This window comes from Kribbella voronezhensis (genome assembly GCF_004365175.1).
Classification (GTDB): domain Bacteria; phylum Actinomycetota; class Actinomycetes; order Propionibacteriales; family Kribbellaceae; genus Kribbella; species Kribbella voronezhensis.
The window spans coordinates 3,691,371-3,708,196 of the sequence record NZ_SOCE01000001.1; the positions used below are offsets into that span (position 1 = coordinate 3,691,371).

Here is a 16,826-nt window from a genome sequence, read left to right on the forward strand (position 1 = left end):
CGCCAGGTCAGCTGGGAGCGCCGCGAGGCCGTAGTACGCCTTCTACTACCGCGCGGAAGGCGTCCCACTCGGACTTGCCGTTGGCGAGCATCTTCTGTCCGGCCAACGTGAGCTGATACGTACGCCGTTTGCGGCCGCCGACCGTGCTCCACTCGCTCGCCAGGTAGCCGGCTCGCTCCAGGCGACGAAGCGCCGGATAGAGCGTGCCCGTCGGGAGGTCGAGCGCGCCGCCGCTGCGCTCCAGCAGGGCCTCCATGATCGCGTAGCCGTGTAGAGGCTCGTGCTCGACCACGGCCAGGATCATCGGGTCGAGGTGCCCTCGGAGCGCGTCCGCCTTCATGTAGCCAGTCTACTCATATGCCTGCTACGGTCGAGGCCTGACATGTAGACGGCCTACATGTAGCTGCGCAAGCCTCAGGGGGCTCCGATGAGCGTGCAAACCACCAGTCAACGACCGGCCTCGAGCCAGCAGCCACCAGGCGGCCTGCTGCACCGGGTGTCCGGCTGGGCAATGCGCCGGGCCGGCCTGGCGGTCTTCCTCTGGGTGCTCGCGCTCGTGGCCGTCACGGTCGCCTCGACGCTGGTCGGCAGCGAGTACCGCAACGACAACTCACTCCCCGGCACGGACTCCCAAAAGGTGATCGACACCTTCCGTGAACACCAGCCCCACGGCTCGACCGACTCGATCCAGATCGTCCTGTACGACGCCGACGGCCTCGCTCCCGAGCGTGCCCGGATCGAGCCGATGCTGGCCGAGGTCGGCAGACTCCAGCAGGTCGCAGCCGTCGCAAACCCGTTCACCAGCGCGCGATCGGTCTCCCAGGACGGCCGTACGGCGTACGCGACTGTCTCGTTGGACGTGGCGGCCACCGACCTGCCGACCGAGGACGCCCGCGCGATCATCCACAAGGCACAGGAGATCTCCAAGGACGGCCTGCAGGTCGAACTCGGCGGCGACGTGATCCGCGGCGCTCAGGAGAGCAGCGGCGGCGCCTCCGAAGGCGCCGGAATCCTTGCTGCGTTGGTGATTCTCGTTCTTCTGTTCGGCTCTCTGCTCGCCGCAAGCCTGCCACTGTTGACCGCTGTCTTCGCCGTCGGGAGCACACTCGGCCTGCTGGTGCTGGCGTCGCACCTGTTCACCGTGCCCTCCTACACAGCACCGGTGATGATGCTCGTCGGCCTGGGCGTCGGCATCGACTACGCCCTGCTGATCTTCTCCCGCTACCGCAGCGAGCTGCTCGACGGCGCGGATCGCCTTCAAGCCGGCGGGAAGGCTCTCGACACAGCGGGCCGCTCGGTGATGTTCGCCGGTTGCACTGTCGTCATCGCGCTGCTCGGCCTGCTGGCCCTCGGACTTGGTTCCCTGCAAGGGGTTGCGATCGGCGTCACCCTCACCGTCCTGATGACGATGTTGGCGGCAGTGAGTCTGCTGCCTGCGCTGCTGACGTTGTTCGGCAAGCGGATCGAGCGCAGTGTTCGCAAGCACGCGGCCAAGTTACGACGCAATCCGGGTGATGGCTGGCGGAGGCTGGCGACGCTCGTGCAGCGCCGTCCGTGGGTTCCGCTCATCCTCGGAACCGTCGCGTTGGTGGCACTCTGTCTGCCGGCTCTCGACCTGCGGCTCGGCTTCGCCGACTCGGGAACCGACGCTCCGGCGAAGACCAGCCGGAAGGCGTACGACCTGCTGGCCAAGGGATTCGGGCCCGGCTTCAACGGACCACTGATCGTCGTGTCCCAGGGCGACGAGGCTGCCGCCAACGCGCTCGGCCGGACACTGGCCGCCGATCCGGGCATCGCCGCGATCGCCCCGCCGCAACTGATGGCCGACGGCAAGGTCGCCACGGTGATGGCGTTCCCCAAGTCCGCGCCGCAGGACAAGGCGACCAGCGACCTCGTCGAGCGACTCCGGGACAAGACCTTGCCCGCGCTGGAGACGCAGACCAAGGCCACCTACCTGGTTGGCGGAGCCACAGCCGCCGCGGACGACTTCGCCGGCGCGGTGAGCAAGCGGCTGCCGATCTTCGTCCTGGTGGTGGTCGGGCTCTCGGCCCTCCTGCTGATGGCCGTGTTCCGGTCCGTGCTGATTCCGTTGAAGGCGGCTCTGCTCAACCTGCTGAGCATCGGCGCCTCGCTCGGCGTGATCACGCTGGTCTTCCAGCAGGGCTGGTTCGGCGCGCAGCCGGGTCCGATCGAGGCGTTCGTGCCGGTGATGATCTTCGCGATCGTCTTCGGACTCTCGATGGACTACGAGGTCTTCCTGGTCTCCCGCATCCACGAGGAATGGCGGCGTACGGGAGACGCGCAGAACGCAGTACGGGAAGGGCTCGCGCATACCGGCAGCGTGATCACCGCGGCGGCCGCGATCATGATCGTCGTCTTCGGGGCGTTCCTGCTCAGCCCGGACCGGATGCTGAAGCAGTTCGGTCTGGGCCTCGCGGTCGCCGTACTGCTCGACGCTCTGCTGATCCGCTGCGTGATAGTTCCGGCCGTACTACGGCTGCTCGGCGACCGCGCGTGGTGGCTACCCCGCCGCCTGCAGCGCGTCGTACCGAAGGTCGCGCTCGACTAGACGGTGAGTTGGCCGAGGCGGAGCATGCCGGTCGCGGCGTCCTGCTCCGGCGGAAGGTACACCCGCTGGATCGCGACCACGATCGCTTCGGCCACCACGTCCCGGAAGTCCGGATCCGCCAGCCGCGAGGCGTCGTGCGGGTTGGTCACGTAGCCGATCTCGAGCCGGACGGCGGGCATCTTCGTCCGGCGGAGCAGGTCCCAGGTCTTCGCGTGGGTGCGGCAGTTCAGCAGGTCGGTGCGGGCGACGACCTCGCGCTGGACCAGGCCGGCGAACTGCTCGCCCACGCTGGACGAGGCGCCGTGCAGATCCGCGCCGTAGTAGTACGTCGCGACGCCCTGGGCCGCCGGGTTCATCGAACCGTCGGTGTGCAGGGAGACGCAGAGATTCGCGTCCGTCTCATTGGCGAACGCGGCGCGGGCGAGCTCGTCCGGCCCCTGATCCCGGCCCCGGGACAGATAAGCCCGTACGCCGGTCGCGCCGAGGCGACCCTCGATCCGCGCGGCCAGGTCGTAGGCCACGTCGGACTCGCGCAGCCCATTTCCTTCCCAGCCGTAGTCGAAGCCACCGTGCCCGGGATCGATCACCACGGTCTTGCCGGACAGCCGCGGTCCGGCGGCGCGCACCGCTTCGGACGCGCGCAGCGCGTCAGGCCGGCCGCCGGTGGCCATCGGCCGGATCCGCTGCAGGGCCTTGAAGGTCGACGGGCCGCAGGTGCCGTCGGACGGCAGGCCCATGTTGCGCTGGAACTCCGTCACCGCGCGCTGGGTGTCCGGTCCGAAGATGCCGTCCACCCGGGCGACGGCGAAGCCGAGCTCCTGGAGTTTCGCCTGCAGGCTGGCCACGTCGTCCCCGGTGAGCGGATGGGACGGGACGTACGTCAGCAGCCGGTCGCCCAGCCGCCACCGGGCGTCGTCGATCGCGCGGTACGTCTGCGGACCGACGATCCCGTCGATCATCAGGCCGCGAGCCTGCTGGAACCCGCGGACGGCCTGCGCGGTTGCCTCGTCGTACACGTGGTGATCGCCGGACTCCAGCAGGCCGAGCCGCTGCAGTTTGCCGATGATCTCGGCGACAGCGTCGCCGCTGTCGCCGATCCGGTAGATCCTGGCGCCGTGCGGGCCATCCAACGAGTTCCCGGCCATCAATGCTCCTTGCTGCTACTACCGTGCGGCGGAAAGTGGCCGTTGTCGCCGGGCCACTCGAGCTGTCCTGCGTCAGCCGGTGAAGGCGGCCAGTTCCTTCAGCAGCGCGGCCTTCGGCTTCGCTCCGACGATGGACTTGGCCAGCTCACCGTTGACGTAGACATTGATGGTAGGGATACCGGTGACGCGGTAGTTGCTCGGGGTGACCGGGTTCTCGTCGACGTTCATCTTGAGGAAGGTGAGCTTGTCGCTGTGCTCACCGGCCAGCTCCTCCAGGATCGGGGAGACCTGACGGCACGGGCCACACCACTCGGCCCAGAAGTCCACCAGTACGGGCTTGTCGCTCTTCAGCACCGTGCTGTCGAACTCGGCGTCGGTCACGGCGTTCATCTTCTCGCCCACGGCGATCTCCTTCGGTTTGCTGCTCGAAATGGTGTCGGTGGTTCGGACTCAGACGCTGACGGGCACGGTGGCCGCGGCGGCCGCCGAGCTCTCGGCGTGTTCCAGCGTCGCCAGGAAGCGCTCGGCGTCCAGTGCGGCCGAACAGCCCGTGCCGGCAGCCGTGATGGCCTGGCGGTAGGTGTGGTCGACCAGGTCGCCGGCGGCGAAGACGCCGGGCAGGTTGGTGTTCGTGGAACCGCTCTGGACCAGGACGTAGCCCTCGTCGTCCAGGTGCACCTGGCCCTTGACCAGCTCCGAGCGCGGGTCGTGACCGATCGCGATGAACAGGCCGGTGACCGGCAATTCGCGGGTCTCGCCCGTCACGGTGTCGCGCAGGGTGATCCCGGTCAGCTTGTCCTCGCCCTGGATCGAGGCGACCTCGGAGTTCCAGGCGAACTCGATCTTGTCGTTCGCGAAGGCGCGCTCGGCCATGATCTTGGAGGCGCGCAGCTCGTCGCGACGGTGCACGATGGTCACCTTGTCCGCGAACCGGGTCAGGAAGGTCGCCTCCTCGATCGCGGTGTCGCCACCGCCGACGACGGCGATCTCGTGCTGGCGGAAGAAGAAGCCGTCACAGGTCGCACACCAGGACACGCCGTGGCCGGACAGCCGCTCCTCGTCGGGCAGGCCCAGCTTGCGGTAGCCCGAGCCCATCGCCAGGATCACGGTCTTGGCCCGGTGCACGCCACCGGCCGAGTCGGTCACGGACTTGATCTCGCCGGTCAGGTCGACCTCGACGATGTCGTCGGCGACCAGTTCGGCGCCGAAGCGCTCGGCCTGGGTGCGCATCTCGTCCATCAGCGCCGGGCCCATGATGCCCTCGGAGAAACCGGGGTAGTTCTCCACCTCGGTCGTGGTCATCAGGGCGCCACCAGCGGTGACCGAGCCTTCGAAGACCAGCGGGGCCAGTTGCGCGCGGGCCGCGTACACCGCGGCTGTGTATCCGGCCGGGCCGGAGCCGATGATGATGACGTTGCGGACGCCTGCGTCGCTCATGAAGTGGGTTCCTCGGTTGTCGTCGAGTGGTACGTCGTACTCAACGGATCCTAGAGGCCGACCATTCCCACCGTACCCATCCCTGGCCGCCCGCATGCCGCAGGCTCACGGCACCCGGCTCAGCGGTTGCGCAGCGTCACCGTGGTGTCGTAGAACGGGCTGGCGACGCCACCCGAGCCACTACAACCGGTGACCACGAAGATCTCGATGTCGCGCGCCGTGGCACCCTGCAGACCGATCATCGTGGCCCGCTTGCCGTCCACCGTCGCCGGCTGCACCAGCCGGAGCTGCGTGTTCGGCCGGCTGGAGGCGAAGCTCTTGGCGCAGCCGATCTCGTCGGCGCTCCCGTGCAGCACCGGACTGTTGGCCTTCTCCAGCCAGCGCTGGGTCTGCGGGCCCACCTGATCGGTGGTCAGCGTCGGCACGGCGTCCGGGAGCGGGCTGGTGTTGATCCCGGCCGCACCCTCGTTGCTCCGGTCCATCGTGCTGATCATCACGCCGGCTCCGGCGGCCGCGATCGCGAGCACCGCCGCGGCGGCCAGCAGCAGCTTGGGCAGATGACGACGCGGCTCCTCGCGGAGCTGAGCCAGCGAGTGGACGCCGACCGTCGACGCACGCAGTACGGACTCGGACACGATGACGGCGTCCAGGTGCTCGGCGACGTCGAGCGGGATCGGGATGTCGGCACGACCCTCTTCGGCGAGGTCCTCGGTCAGCTGCAGCAACGCGTCGTACGTCTGCTGGCAGTCGGGACAGGCCTTCACATGCTCACGAGCGCGATGGGCCTCGGACGCGGGCAGCAGGTTCTCGATCAGATCGGCGATCGTGTCCGTGGACAGATGCTCGAGGTGCTCACTGGTCGGCAGACCGGATTCGGTCATCGGGAACTCGCCCCCTCGTGGGAGGTGCGCAAAGTGGTCATCGCTGAACTGCTCCGGGATCGCGGGTCATGGGTGGGCGACCCCCCTTCGACGGCGGACCCGTTCATTCGGTTCCCACCGAATCCGCGCTGGTCCGCGCCGGGTCCTTCGCCACCTCGGCCACCGGTACTTCGGGGCTGCCGCCGCGGGTCGTCTGCCAGTGCCGCAGCAACGGCAGCAGTTTGGCCCGGCCACGGGCACACCGGCTCTTCACCGTGCCCGGCGCGCAACCGAGGATGGCGGCCGCCTCCTCGATCGAGTAGCCCTCCATGTCCACCAGAACCAGGGCGCTGCGCTGGTCGGAGTTGATCTGCTTGAGCGCGTGCAGGACGTCGAGCCGGCGCTCGCGAACCTCAGCCGGATCGTCCTCGGCAGGGCCGGCCAGCTCGGCCGCGCGATCCTCGTCCTCCGGCAACGGGTCGGCCTGGCGCACCTGGCGGCGGCGGATCCGGTCCAGACAGGCGTTCACCACGATCCGGTGCAGCCAGGTGGTCACCTTGGCGTCGCCGCGGAACGAGTCGGCCCGCCGGAACGCCGAGATGAACGCCTCCTGGAGCGCGTCCGCCGCCTCCTCGGGCTCGCCGAGGGTACGGATCGCGACCGCCCACATCCGGTCCCGGTGCCGCTTGACCAGGTAACCGAAGGAGTCCGGGTTGCCGGCCACGTGCAGCCGGAGCAGCTCGTGATCGTCCATCGTCTCGTACGTCGGGCGCGGGGCGACCGGGTGCTCCGGGGAGCCGCTCACCGGACCGATCCGCGGGATCTCCGACCGCGGGGGCGGGGTGGGGTCCGAATCAAGGGAGGTCATTTCTGGACGACGACCTCCGCGATCTCGCCCTGGTAGTCGCCGCCGACCTTGGGCAGGCTGGTCAGCCAGACCAGCACGAACCGGGTCTGGGTCGGTGCGGCCGGCTTGAGTACGGCGGATTCTCCGGCGTCCTTGAGCTTGGCGACCGACTTCCAGCCGTCGACCGTGTCCGGCGCGCTGGTGGCGCCCGCGTCGGTCGGCACCATCAGCTGGAGGCTGGTCGGGTCGCCGACCAGGGTGACCGTCACCTGCGCCACGTTGGTCGGCTGGCCGAGGTCGTACCAGATCCCGACGCCCTTCTTCTGGCCGCCCAGATCCGGCCGCTTGAAGTAGGACTGGGTGGTCCAGGTGGTGTCGGTCTTGCCGTCGTAGGTCTTCTTGACGTCTTCGGAGTGCTCGACGCCGTTGCCGTCCGGCGGCGGGTCGAAGTCCTTGGCCGCGACGATGGTGACCTTGGTGTTCGTCACCGGCGGCGGTCCGCTGGTGGCGGGCGTGTTCTTGCCGCCGTTGCCGCCGTTGCCCTGGTCGTTGTTGATCGCGCCCTTGACCAGGAACTGCGCGATCCCGACCACCGACAACAGGGCGAGGATCGCGAGCAGGATCAGGATCCGGCCGCCCCAGCTGCCGCGGGCCTTCGGCTCGTCGTTCGGCGGCTTGCGCCGGCCGTGACCGTTCTGGCTCGGCGGCGGTGGCTGCCGGCGGACCGGGCGGGTTTCCGCCGCGGTCGCGTACGCCGGTTGGGCGGGTGCCCGGCCGTTGCCGAGCTGGTAGTCGGGCGTTGGGGTCGGGTCCAGCGCGGGCGGTGCGTACGTCGGCGGGACGATCTGGGTCGCGTCGTCGACACTGCCGTTCTGCCGCGCGACCGCGACGGTCTCGTCCATCTGGCTCGGCGGCTCGTGCGAGCTGCCGACCACGCCCGACAGAGCGGCGGACAGTCCCGCGGCGCTCGTGATCGGTGCCGAGTGGTGCCGGGGCGGATCACCGAGCAGCCGGTCGGCGATGTCGTCCAGGGACCGCGGGACGCCCGCGCGAACCTGGCGCGGGCTGAGCAGGCGGCCGTGTTCGATCGGTGCGGGCTGGAGTCCCCAGGCCGGGGCCGGGCCGGGCCACCTACCGGTGAGGGAGGCGTAGAGGATTTCGCCGAGCGCGCGGACGTCCCGTTCCGGCGTACCGGGGCCGGCTGAGCGCAGAGCGGCTTCGGTGGCGAGGCCGACGACCTTGATCGCGCCCGCGTCGGTCACGACGACCGTGGCCGGGCTGATCGAGCCGTGGGCGTGTCCGGTGCGATGCAGGTTCTCCAATGCCTCGGAGACCTCGCGGGCGAGCCAGCCGGCCTGCTGGCCGGTCAGTGGTCCCGCGCTGAGCATCCGCTCCAGCGGGCGGCCACCGGCCCACTCGCGGACGCAGTACGTGACGCCCTCGTGCATGTCGCAGTCCAGCACCCGGAGGAATCTCGGGTCGGCCGCGGCCGCTGCCCGGCGGGCAGCCTCGAAGAGCAGGTTCGTCCGGGGATCGCCGACCGGGAGGACGTCGACCACGACAGCGCGGCTGAGCACCTCGTCCACCGCTCGCCAGACCCGGGCGCCGTCGATCTCCGCGAGTAGCTCGGCGATCCGGTAGCGCCCGGCGAGCAGAGCACCCGGACTGACTGTCTGGTTCGACACAGGGTCTCTCGCCCTCCTCGATGGCACTGGTCAGATCGCAGCCCCATGCTAGTACCCCGCGGCGCCGGTGCTCCCGGCCACGCCAAGCGGGGTGCACTAGCGCACAAGCGGCGGATCAGGCGCGCCGGGACCGGCCTGGCAACTTCGATGTGACCATGGACACCACATCGGTGACCTCGTGAATACGTAGTACCCGGGCCACCGCCACGTACACCGGCAACATCACCGCGGCCGCGATCGCCAGCAGCACCGCCGACGTGACCGGGCCGTTCCAGTCGGTGACGGACTCGATCACGCTCACCACCGCGCGGCCGATCCCCGCACCGACGACGGCCGCGATGACCATAGCCAGCAGGGGCAGCCCGATCCCCGCTCCGGCCACCTTGGGGATCCGGCGGGCGAGGACGCGGCGCGACAGCAGTACGGCGACCAGGTAGGCAAGCGCGTACGCCGCGCCCAGCATCACACCGCTGTACCGCAGGTGCTCCTTGTCCAGCAGCACCCGCACACCGATCAGCGCGGCAGCGATGTTGGTCGCCGCGATCGCGCACTGCATGAAGAACGGCGTCCTGGTGTCCTCGAACGCGTAGAACGTGCGCAGTTGGAAGTACTGCACGGTGAAGGGCACCAACCCGAGCGCCAGCGTCATCAGCGTGTAGGCCATCAACTGGGTGTTGTTCTTACCGGCGCCGTACCCGGCGATCACCGTGACGATCGGATGGGCGAACGCGATCATCGCGGCAGCCGCCGGTACGACGATCGCCAGCGTCTGGCGGATCGAGTTCGCCGACAGCCGGGCCACCTCGGTCACGTCGTTCTCGGAAGCCAAGGCGGACATCTGCGGCAGCGCGGCCGTCGCCAGCGAGACGGTGACGATCCCGTGCGGGACCAGGATGATCAGCATGGCCGTGCTGTAGGCGAACAGGCCGGCCTTGGCGCCGGGGTCGGTCGAGGCACTACCCGCGATGGCGAGCTTGGTGACAACCACGAGGGTCACCTGGTTCACCGCGACGAACAGCACGGTCCAGGTGCCGAGCTTGGCCGTCTGGCCGAGGCCGGTGCCACGCAGCCCGAACTTGGGCACGTACGTGTGGCCGCTGGCCTTCAGATACGGCAGCAGCACCAGCAGTTGCACCGCGATGCCGACGGTGTGGCCCAGGCCGAGCAGCAGCTCCTCGCCATGGGTGAAGGTCGGCGGGTTGTCACCGGCCCGGTAGATCAGCAGGAAGGTGATGATCGAGGCACAGGCGACGATGTTGTTCGCGATCGGCGCCCACATCATCGGGCCGAACCGGCGGCGCGCGTTCAGCACCTGGCCGACCAGCACGTACGCGCCGTAGAAGAAGATCTGCGGCAGGCAGAGCCGGGCGAACATGATCATCGAGGCCTTCTCGGCGGCCCGCGACGGGTCGTGCAACTCCTTCGGCAGATAGAGCTCCGAGATCTGCGGCGCCAGCAGCACACAGCCCACGGTGACGACCGCGAGAACCATGAAGCCGAAGGTGAGCAGCCGGTTGGTGAAGTCCTGGCCGCCGTCGTCGTGATTCTTGATCGCGCGGACCAGTTGCGGCACCAGGACGGTGTTGAAGATGCCGCCGGCCAGCAGGATGTAGAGGCTGTTCGGAATGGTGTTCGCGGCGGTGAAGATGTCGCCCCGCAACGCCGTACCGATGGCTGCGGCGAGCAGGGCGATCCGGACGAATCCGAGCAGGCGGGACAGCACCGTTCCGGCTGCCATCACCGCCGCGGATCGCAGGGTGCGGTCAGCCATCCTTCGTCCCGACTCCTTCTTTCAAGCTCTGCTGGGCGTGGCCATTGGGTTCGGGGGTGGCCGCGAGGTGCGGTTGCAGCTCGTCGGCGAGCGGCTCGACCGGCTCGGCTGCGGCGTCGTCACGGGTGCCGGTGGAGTCGGTGGTGTCGAGCGGGGCCGGGTGCAGCGGGTCCGGGCCGGGCTCGGTGGCGCTCGGGTTCCGCTTCTCCGAACGGATCCGCCGGTAGATCCGGACCGCCGACGTACCGAACAGCAGCGCGCAGGCGGAGCCGACCAGGATCCAGCCGACACTGCCGTACTGCCGGGCCTGGATCACCAGCTCCTGCGACTTGCCCACCTGCGCCTGGGACTGCGAGATCACCTTGGCCTCGGCCCGGATCAGACCGTTCTGCTCGGCACTCGCCTTGATCTGGAAGGTCGCCTTCTGGTGCGGCGGAACGATCTTCTGCTGGATCGGCTGGATCCGCAGGTCGTCGCGGTTCGGCGAGGAGACCGCGACGCCGATCCGGATCGTGACGTCCAGCCCGTTCTCGACCGTCAGCGGGAACTGTCCCTTGCTCCCGGACAGGTTCACCTTGATCGCCCGGTGCTGGCCGCGCTCACCACCCGCGTTCGTCACCAGGTGCACCTTGTTGAGCTGCGAGGTGACTCCGCCCTGCTCGTAGCCGACGAACCGCTGGGCCTCGTCGGCGAACCCGCGCCAGCTGTACGAGGCGGCCCGGAGCAGGGCCCGGCGCAGGTTCTCGTCGGCCTGCTCGATGTCGTTCAGCAGCGAGATGAAGGTGTTCGTCGAGGTGCCGAGCTTCCGCAGCTGGTCGAGCTGACCCGGGCTGAGGCCGGGCGCCGGCCGTCCCGCCGGCGGTGCCTTGGTGACGACCGGCTTCGGCGTCGCCGCGATGATCTCGTTCAGCGTGGCCGGCTTGACCCACGGCAGGATGCTGAGGCTCTGCACCAACTGGACCGCGGCCTGGCCGTCCGGATCCCAGCCCCGCGGCGGCAGCGCGACCACGGAGATCGGGCCCTTGCCGCTCGAGGCGAGCAGTTCGGTCTCCGCGGCGAACCGCTGCCGGACCTGCAGCGGCGACGAGGCGTCGGCCGGATCGGGGCCGCCCGCGGTCAGCGACGAGTCGGCGATCACTGTCTTGACGCTCTTGACCGGGCCCTCGGGCGTCAGCACGTTGTAGACCGGTGACGGCGACAGAGCCGGCCGGTCGTCGGCAGTCCAGGAGGAGCTGCTGACCAGCGTGGTGTCGTCCGGCCTGGCCCCGGCGTACCCGGTGGAGGCAGCGGCGAGGTTGCGGCTGGTGACCGATCCGTTCTCCAGCCAGAGCCCGGACTTGAATCCCTGGGCGCCGCCGAGGTTGTACTGCTCGGTGGCGGCCCGGGCCTGACCGACCAGATCCCTCAGCCCGCCGGCGGCCTCGATCAAACTGCCCACGTCCGGGTCGCCGTACGGGAGCAGGACGACGGGGTTCTTCGCGCGCGTGGCGTCGAACGCCCGGAGCCAGTTCGCGACCGCCTTCGCGCCGGTGCCGGGCCGGCTCACGTTGTTGTCGCCGACCACCCGGTAGCCGTCGCGCATCTGCCGGGCCTCGTCGAGCATGCCGGGATCGACCAGCCAGGTGACCTTCTGCTTCTGGCCGAGCGCGAGCAGCCGGCCGAGCGCACCGGTCGGCGCCATCGACTGGGCCAGCGACTCGTTCGCGAACCGGTCGGCGGCGAGCAACGTCGGCCGGTGCCGCAGCGGCAGCACCACCGCGGTGGTCACCTTGCGGGCGGTCGGCTTGCCGTCGGTCACCGGCATCAGCATCCGGCTCCGGCCGGCGGTGATCCGGTTCGTCGACTTCTGCCCGTCGACGGTCGTCGCGACGGTGCCGCGGAACATCACGCCGACCACGTAGACGCCGGGCTTCTTGCTGATGTGCCACTCGGCCCACGGCACCACCAGCTCGAACTTGACCCTGGCCTTCGGGACGAGCGGTTCGGTGAAGGGCTGGAAGGTGGCGGCTTCGGCACTGTCGAGGCCGTGGCAGTTGTTCCGGTTCCCGACCGGCTTGTTCTCCTCGGTCGGGATCGCGGCGAGCTCGGCCCGGGTGGTCAGCCGCTCGGTGTCGATACAGGCGATCGCCTGCGGCACCTCGAGCGTGACGTTGCTGGTGTTCGTGACCGTGCCGGTGATCGTCACGGCCTGGCCGACCTTGGGGATCGCCGGACTGAACGAATCGATCGCGACGTCGACCACCGGATCGTCCGCCTGCGGGCTCGCAACGGCGGTCGTCGCGGCGGAAACTGTTGCCGACGCAACGATCATCAGGCTCGCCGCCGTCGCCGCGGAGAGCCTCAGTCGCCGTCTGAACACGCCGTCACCGTAACCTAGTTCCCCGTGTCCTCTACTGCCGACCGTTCTGCCACCCCTGGATCGCTGACCGCCGTCCAGCGGAAAGGTGTCCAGGCCTTGCTGGAGATCGCGCCGGTGGTCGACGAACTGGGCAACCGGTTCGCCGCGGCCGGGCACGAACTCGCCCTGGTCGGCGGTCCTGTCCGGGACATTCTGCTGGGTCGCGGGAGCAAGGACCTCGACTTCGCCACCTCGGCGCGGCCGGAGGCGGTGGAGAAGCTGCTGGCCGGCTGGGCGGACCACGTCTGGGACATCGGCAAGGCTTTCGGCACCATCGGTTGTCGGAAGGGCGAGTGGATCCTCGAGATCACCACGTACCGCTCGGAGTCCTACGATCCCACCTCGCGCAACCCCGAGGTCTCCTACGGCGACAATCTCCCCGACGACCTGTCCCGGCGCGACTTCGCGATGAACGCGATGGCGGTCCGGCTCCCGTCGCACGAGTTCGTCGACCCGTACGGCGGGCTGGCGGACGTCGCCGCCAAGGTGATCCGGACGCCGGGATCACCGGAGGACTCCTTCTCCGACGACCCGCTGCGGATGATGCGGGCGGCCCGGTTCGCCGCCCAGTTGGGGTTCACCCCCGACCCGGCCGTGGTGGCCGCGATGACGGCGATGGCCGAGCGGATCACGATCATCTCCGCCGAGCGGGTCCGGGACGAACTGGTGAAGCTGGTCTGCGCGAAGTATCCGCGGATCGGCCTGGACCTGCTGGTGTCGACCGGCCTGGCCGACCACGTCCTGCCCGAGCTTCCCGCGTTGCGGCTGGAACGCGACGAGCACCACCGGCACAAGGATGTCTACGAGCACTCGCTGACCGTGCTGGAGCAGGCGATCGAGCTGGAGCCGCGACTCGGCGGGACCGAGCCCGACTTCATCAGCCGGTTCGCCGCGCTGATCCACGACATCGGCAAGCCGAAGACGCGCAAGTTCGAGGCCGGCGGCAAGGTGACGTTCCACCACCACGACGTGGTCGGCGCGAAGCTGGCGAAGAAGCGGATGAAGGCGCTCCGGTTCAGCAACGAGCAGATCGAGCAGGTCGGCAAGCTGGTCGAGCTGCACCTGCGCTTCCACGGCTACGGCACCGGCGAGTGGACCGATTCCGCCGTACGCCGGTACGTCCGCGACGCCGGCGACCTGCTCAGCCGGTTGCACATCCTCACCCGGGCCGACTGCACGACCCGGAACAAGCGCAAGGCGGAGGCGCTGCGGTCGGCGTACGACGATCTCGAGGAGCGCATCGCCCGGCTCCGGGAGCAGGAGGAGCTGGACTCGATCCGCCCCGACCTCGACGGCAACCAGATCATGGAGATCCTCGGCATCGGCCCCGGCCGCGAGGTCGGCGAGGCCTACAAGTTCCTGATGAACCTCCGGATGGACGAGGGTCCCCTCGGCGAGGACCGTGCTCGCGACGAACTCCTCACCTGGTGGAACAACCGCTAGCCGACTGATGACCGAGTTCACCCTCGTCCGGGGAGACGTAGAGCTGCGGGGCACGGCGACCGGCAGTGGTCCGACCGTCCTGCTCCTGCATGCCGGGGGCGAGGAGCGCGGGGTGTGGGCGCCGGTCGCGGCCGCGCTCAGCCAGCGCGGCTTGCGGAGTGTGGCTTACGACTTGCGCGGGCACGGCGCGAGTTCGGGAGAGGCGACGACGCTCGCAGTACTTGTGGCGGACGTCGCCGCGATGATTCACCGGGAGCCCGCACCGGTCGTCGTAGTGGGCGCGTCCCTCGGTGGGCTGGCCGCGATCGGTTCGCTCGCCGATCCGTCCACGGCCCTGGCCGTCGCCGGGTTGATCCTCGTCGACGTCGTCCCCGAATCCGATGCGCCGCGGGTCCGCGCCTGGCTCGACAGCCTCGGTCTCCGCGACCGGCGTGCGCACCTCGTCGAGGACATCTTCGAACACAGTCACGAACTGCTGGCCACAGCGACCGACCTCGAACTGCCGATCCTGCTCGTCCGGGGTGGGCCGACCTCCCCGCTCGCGGATGCCGAGATCGACCGCTTCTGCGCTGCCAAGCCCACCGTCGAGGTCACCCGGATCCCTGACGCAGGACACCTGATCGCCCGCGACGCTCCCGAAGAACTCGGCCGGCTGATCGCCGACCGGGCCACGACCTGGCTCTAGATCACGTCGAGCGGAATCGCGGCATAGCCACGGGCGATGAGGTCGGCGGACGCCGGGTCAGGCTTGTACTGCGTGGTGCCGGCCGGGGTGGTGATCGAGGCGACCGGAAGCGCGGGGTCGATGGAGTTGGTGAGGTACGCCGCGCCGTAGTCGGCGACGGTGCCCAGGGGGACGGGCACCGTTTCACGTGCAACGCCGAGAGTTTCCAGGCCGGCTTGGAGCGTCAGCATGGTGATGCCGGGGAGGACGGCTGCCTCGGGCCAGATGATGCGGTCGGCCATGGCGAAGCAGATATTCCAGATCGAGGCTTCGGAGACGTTGCCCGAGCGGTCGTAGAACAGCGCATCGTCGTACGACGCGAGCCGCGCTTGGCGTGCGTAGTACGTCAGGGAGAACGTGCCGGTGTGTTTCAGGTGGGGGACGGGTCGCTCGTGTTCGAAGGCGAGCAGCCTCGGTGGCGTGGTGGTGGGGGCGACGGGGTCGGACACGGTGACGAGGAGATCGGGCTCGACCGGTTTGCCCGTGCCGGCCTGCGAGAACGCGTTGATGCGGACGGAGACGTCGGCCGACCACGCGCGATCGAGGGCGGCTCGTAGGGTCTCGAGCACGCGGTCCGCGGAGAGGCCGTGGCCGAAGAGTTCGCGGGAGCTGCGGTCGAGCCGCTCCAGGTGTTGGGCGAGTCCACGGACCCGGCCATCGCGGACCTGCAGCGAGGTGAAGTGGCCGTAACTGGTTGCCCTCAGCAACGTGGCCGGCAGTGATTCGAGCGGTACGCCGTTCAGCTCCAGGTTCTCGGTCACCCCCTTAGTCTGCGCGTGGCGGGTCCACCGGGCACTAGTCTCACGGCGTGGACCTCATGAGCATCATCGGGTGGGGCGGCTCGGCACTCGTGGTCGTGTCGTTGCTGCAGACCCGGATCCTGCGACTGCGTGTGCTGAACCTGATCGGCTGCGTGATCCTGGTCGGCTTCAACCTCGCCATCCCGGTCTGGCCGATGGTCGGGATGAACGCCGTACTGGCCGTGATCAACGTGATCCAGCTCTGGCGCCTACTGCGGCACCGACACGACGACGCGGAGTACGCCGTGCTCGAGGTGAACTCCACCGACGCGTACCTCGGCCACGTACTGACCGCGCACGGCAAGGACATCAGCAGGTTCAACCCGGGCTTCACGTCCGCCACGAGCCCGTACGCGTTCTTGGTCCAGCGCGGCGAACGCACCGTAGGCGTCGTCCTCGCCCACGACGCGGGCAACGGCCGCGCCCAGATCGACCTCGACTACGTCCTGCCCGAGTACCGAGACTTCACCCCCGGCGAGTTCGTCTACCGTCGCAGCGACGTCTTCACCGACCACGGCTTCCACCAGGTCATAGCCCCCCGCCGCATGCGCAACTCGGCCTCCTACCTCAACAAAGTCGGCTTCCACCAAGAAGACCAGGACCTCGTCCTCGACCTCCCGCGCTGATCAGAGTTCTTTGGCGAAGCAGAGGGAGGCAGGCTCGTTCTCGAAGGGGGGATAGGGCGAGGTGGGGGTGTAGCCGTGGTGGGTGTAGAGGGCTCGGGCTTCGTGTTGGGCGGTGCCGGTTTCGAGGCGGAGGTGGGTGAGGCCGAGGCGTCGGGCCTCGGACTCGACCTCGGTGAGCAGGAGGCGGGACAGGCCCCAGCCGCGGGAGGCGGGTTCGACGTACATGCGTTTGATCTCGCCGAGGCCGGGTGAGACCGGTTGCAGGCCGACGCAGCCGACCGGGGTGCCGCCGACGAGGAGCAGGATGAATCGGATGTCGGGGTGCAGGTCGACCAAGGGCTGGTCGTCGCCGTAGATGGCGGCGAGTTCGGCCTGCTGGGCGGTGGTGAGCGCGACGATGTCCGGGTCGGTCGTCGTCGCCGATCGCAGTTCCGCCTCGTCGATCAGGGTCATGATCGCGACGGTAGCAACGAGCCGTGACGCTGCTGTTTCGCTTTCCTCACCGACGCTGCGCCCGGTTG

Annotated in this window: 15 protein-coding genes; 4 read left to right on the forward strand and 11 right to left on the reverse strand. The window is 69.2% G+C overall.

What is annotated here, in order from left to right; all coding sequences use genetic code 11:
* Positions 1–7 precede the first annotated feature (7 nt).
* The gene (locus tag EV138_RS17005) at positions 8–340 is read right to left on the reverse strand and encodes a PadR family transcriptional regulator (protein ID WP_133979886.1); all 333 of its coding nucleotides are present in this window, start codon (positions 338–340) and stop codon (positions 8–10) included.
* Positions 341–427: 87 nt separating this feature from the next.
* Here EV138_RS17005 and EV138_RS17010 point away from each other — a divergent pair, with 87 nt between their 5' ends.
* Positions 428–2,569: an MMPL family transporter gene (locus tag EV138_RS17010; protein ID WP_133979887.1), complete on the forward strand. Its 2,142-nt coding sequence runs from the start codon at positions 428–430 to the stop codon at positions 2,567–2,569.
* Here the strand turns inward: EV138_RS17010 and EV138_RS17015 are convergent.
* The 8 genes from EV138_RS17015 to EV138_RS17050 form a co-directional block, all read right to left on the reverse strand.
* Positions 2,566–3,714: an N-acetylmuramoyl-L-alanine amidase gene (locus EV138_RS17015; protein WP_133979888.1), complete on the reverse strand. Its 1,149-nt coding sequence runs from the start codon at positions 3,712–3,714 to the stop codon at positions 2,566–2,568. The two genes, EV138_RS17010 and EV138_RS17015, sit on opposite strands and share 4 nt — an antisense overlap.
* A gap of 72 nt (positions 3,715–3,786) precedes the next feature.
* The gene (gene trxA, locus EV138_RS17020; RefSeq protein ID WP_369410828.1) at positions 3,787–4,104 is read right to left on the reverse strand and encodes a thioredoxin; all 318 of its coding nucleotides are present in this window, start codon (positions 4,102–4,104) and stop codon (positions 3,787–3,789) included.
* A gap of 60 nt (positions 4,105–4,164) precedes the next feature.
* Entirely contained in the window at positions 4,165–5,151 is a 987-nt protein-coding gene (gene trxB / locus EV138_RS17025; protein ID WP_133979889.1) for a thioredoxin-disulfide reductase, read from the reverse strand.
* Between the two features lie 119 nt (positions 5,152–5,270).
* Complete coding sequence (locus tag EV138_RS17030; protein ID WP_133979890.1) at positions 5,271–6,032, reverse strand: anti-sigma factor family protein; 762 nt, start codon at positions 6,030–6,032, stop codon at positions 5,271–5,273.
* 103 nt (positions 6,033–6,135) lie between these two features.
* Positions 6,136–6,879 (reverse strand): RNA polymerase sigma factor SigM, encoded by a 744-nt coding sequence (gene sigM, locus EV138_RS17035; protein WP_238158185.1) that lies wholly within the window; start codon positions 6,877–6,879, stop codon positions 6,136–6,138.
* On the reverse strand, positions 6,876–8,543 hold the full coding sequence (locus EV138_RS17040; RefSeq protein WP_133979891.1) for a protein kinase family protein: 1,668 nt from the start codon (positions 8,541–8,543) through the stop codon (positions 6,876–6,878). The genes sigM and EV138_RS17040 overlap by 4 nt, the downstream gene beginning before the upstream one ends.
* A gap of 115 nt (positions 8,544–8,658) precedes the next feature.
* A complete protein-coding gene (gene murJ / locus EV138_RS17045) occupies positions 8,659–10,314 on the reverse strand; it encodes a murein biosynthesis integral membrane protein MurJ (protein ID WP_133979892.1) in 1,656 nt (551 codons plus the stop codon).
* A complete protein-coding gene (locus EV138_RS17050) occupies positions 10,307–12,673 on the reverse strand; it encodes a DUF6049 family protein (protein WP_133979893.1) in 2,367 nt (788 codons plus the stop codon). Before EV138_RS17050 ends, murJ begins: the two co-directional genes overlap by 8 nt.
* A 63-nt stretch (positions 12,674–12,736) precedes the next feature.
* Between EV138_RS17050 and EV138_RS17055 the strand changes: the two genes are divergently transcribed.
* Complete coding sequence (locus EV138_RS17055; protein ID WP_133981958.1) at positions 12,737–14,155, forward strand: CCA tRNA nucleotidyltransferase; 1,419 nt, start codon at positions 12,737–12,739, stop codon at positions 14,153–14,155.
* 7 nt (positions 14,156–14,162) lie between these two features.
* The gene (locus EV138_RS17060) at positions 14,163–14,840 is read left to right on the forward strand and encodes an alpha/beta fold hydrolase (protein ID WP_133979894.1); all 678 of its coding nucleotides are present in this window, start codon (positions 14,163–14,165) and stop codon (positions 14,838–14,840) included.
* Here the strand turns inward: EV138_RS17060 and EV138_RS17065 are convergent.
* Positions 14,837–15,640 (reverse strand): aminotransferase class IV, encoded by an 804-nt coding sequence (locus EV138_RS17065; protein ID WP_133979895.1) that lies wholly within the window; start codon positions 15,638–15,640, stop codon positions 14,837–14,839. The two genes, EV138_RS17060 and EV138_RS17065, sit on opposite strands and share 4 nt — an antisense overlap.
* A gap of 56 nt (positions 15,641–15,696) precedes the next feature.
* Between EV138_RS17065 and EV138_RS17070 the strand changes: the two genes are divergently transcribed.
* Positions 15,697–16,305 (forward strand): hypothetical protein, encoded by a 609-nt coding sequence (locus tag EV138_RS17070; RefSeq protein WP_238158432.1) that lies wholly within the window; start codon positions 15,697–15,699, stop codon positions 16,303–16,305.
* Here the strand turns inward: EV138_RS17070 and EV138_RS17075 are convergent, their stop codons facing one another.
* Entirely contained in the window at positions 16,306–16,758 is a 453-nt protein-coding gene (locus EV138_RS17075; RefSeq protein ID WP_166678621.1) for a GNAT family N-acetyltransferase, read from the reverse strand.
* Positions 16,759–16,826 lie beyond the last annotated feature (68 nt).

Excerpts from the sequence above, each read along its gene's own strand:
- EV138_RS17010 (WP_133979887.1), top strand. The coding sequence starts at position 428 with ATGAGCGTGCAAACCACCAGTCAACGACCGGCCTCGAGCCAGCAGCCA.
- EV138_RS17030 (WP_133979890.1), bottom strand. The coding sequence starts at position 6,032 with ATGACCGAATCCGGTCTGCCGACCAGTGAGCACCTCGAGCATCTGTCC.
- murJ (WP_133979892.1), bottom strand. The coding sequence starts at position 10,314 with ATGGCTGACCGCACCCTGCGATCCGCGGCGGTGATGGCAGCCGGAACG.
- EV138_RS17005 (WP_133979886.1), bottom strand. The coding sequence starts at position 340 with ATGAAGGCGGACGCGCTCCGAGGGCACCTCGACCCGATGATCCTGGCC.
- EV138_RS17070 (WP_238158432.1), top strand. The coding sequence starts at position 15,697 with ATGAGCATCATCGGGTGGGGCGGCTCGGCACTCGTGGTCGTGTCGTTG.
- EV138_RS17015 (WP_133979888.1), bottom strand. The coding sequence starts at position 3,714 with ATGGCCGGGAACTCGTTGGATGGCCCGCACGGCGCCAGGATCTACCGG.
- trxA (WP_369410828.1), bottom strand. The coding sequence starts at position 4,104 with ATGAACGCCGTGACCGACGCCGAGTTCGACAGCACGGTGCTGAAGAGC.
- sigM (WP_238158185.1), bottom strand. The coding sequence starts at position 6,879 with ATGACCTCCCTTGATTCGGACCCCACCCCGCCCCCGCGGTCGGAGATC.
- EV138_RS17060 (WP_133979894.1), top strand. The coding sequence starts at position 14,163 with ATGACCGAGTTCACCCTCGTCCGGGGAGACGTAGAGCTGCGGGGCACG.
- trxB (WP_133979889.1), bottom strand. The coding sequence starts at position 5,151 with ATGAGCGACGCAGGCGTCCGCAACGTCATCATCATCGGCTCCGGCCCG.
- EV138_RS17075 (WP_166678621.1), bottom strand. The coding sequence starts at position 16,758 with ATGACCCTGATCGACGAGGCGGAACTGCGATCGGCGACGACGACCGAC.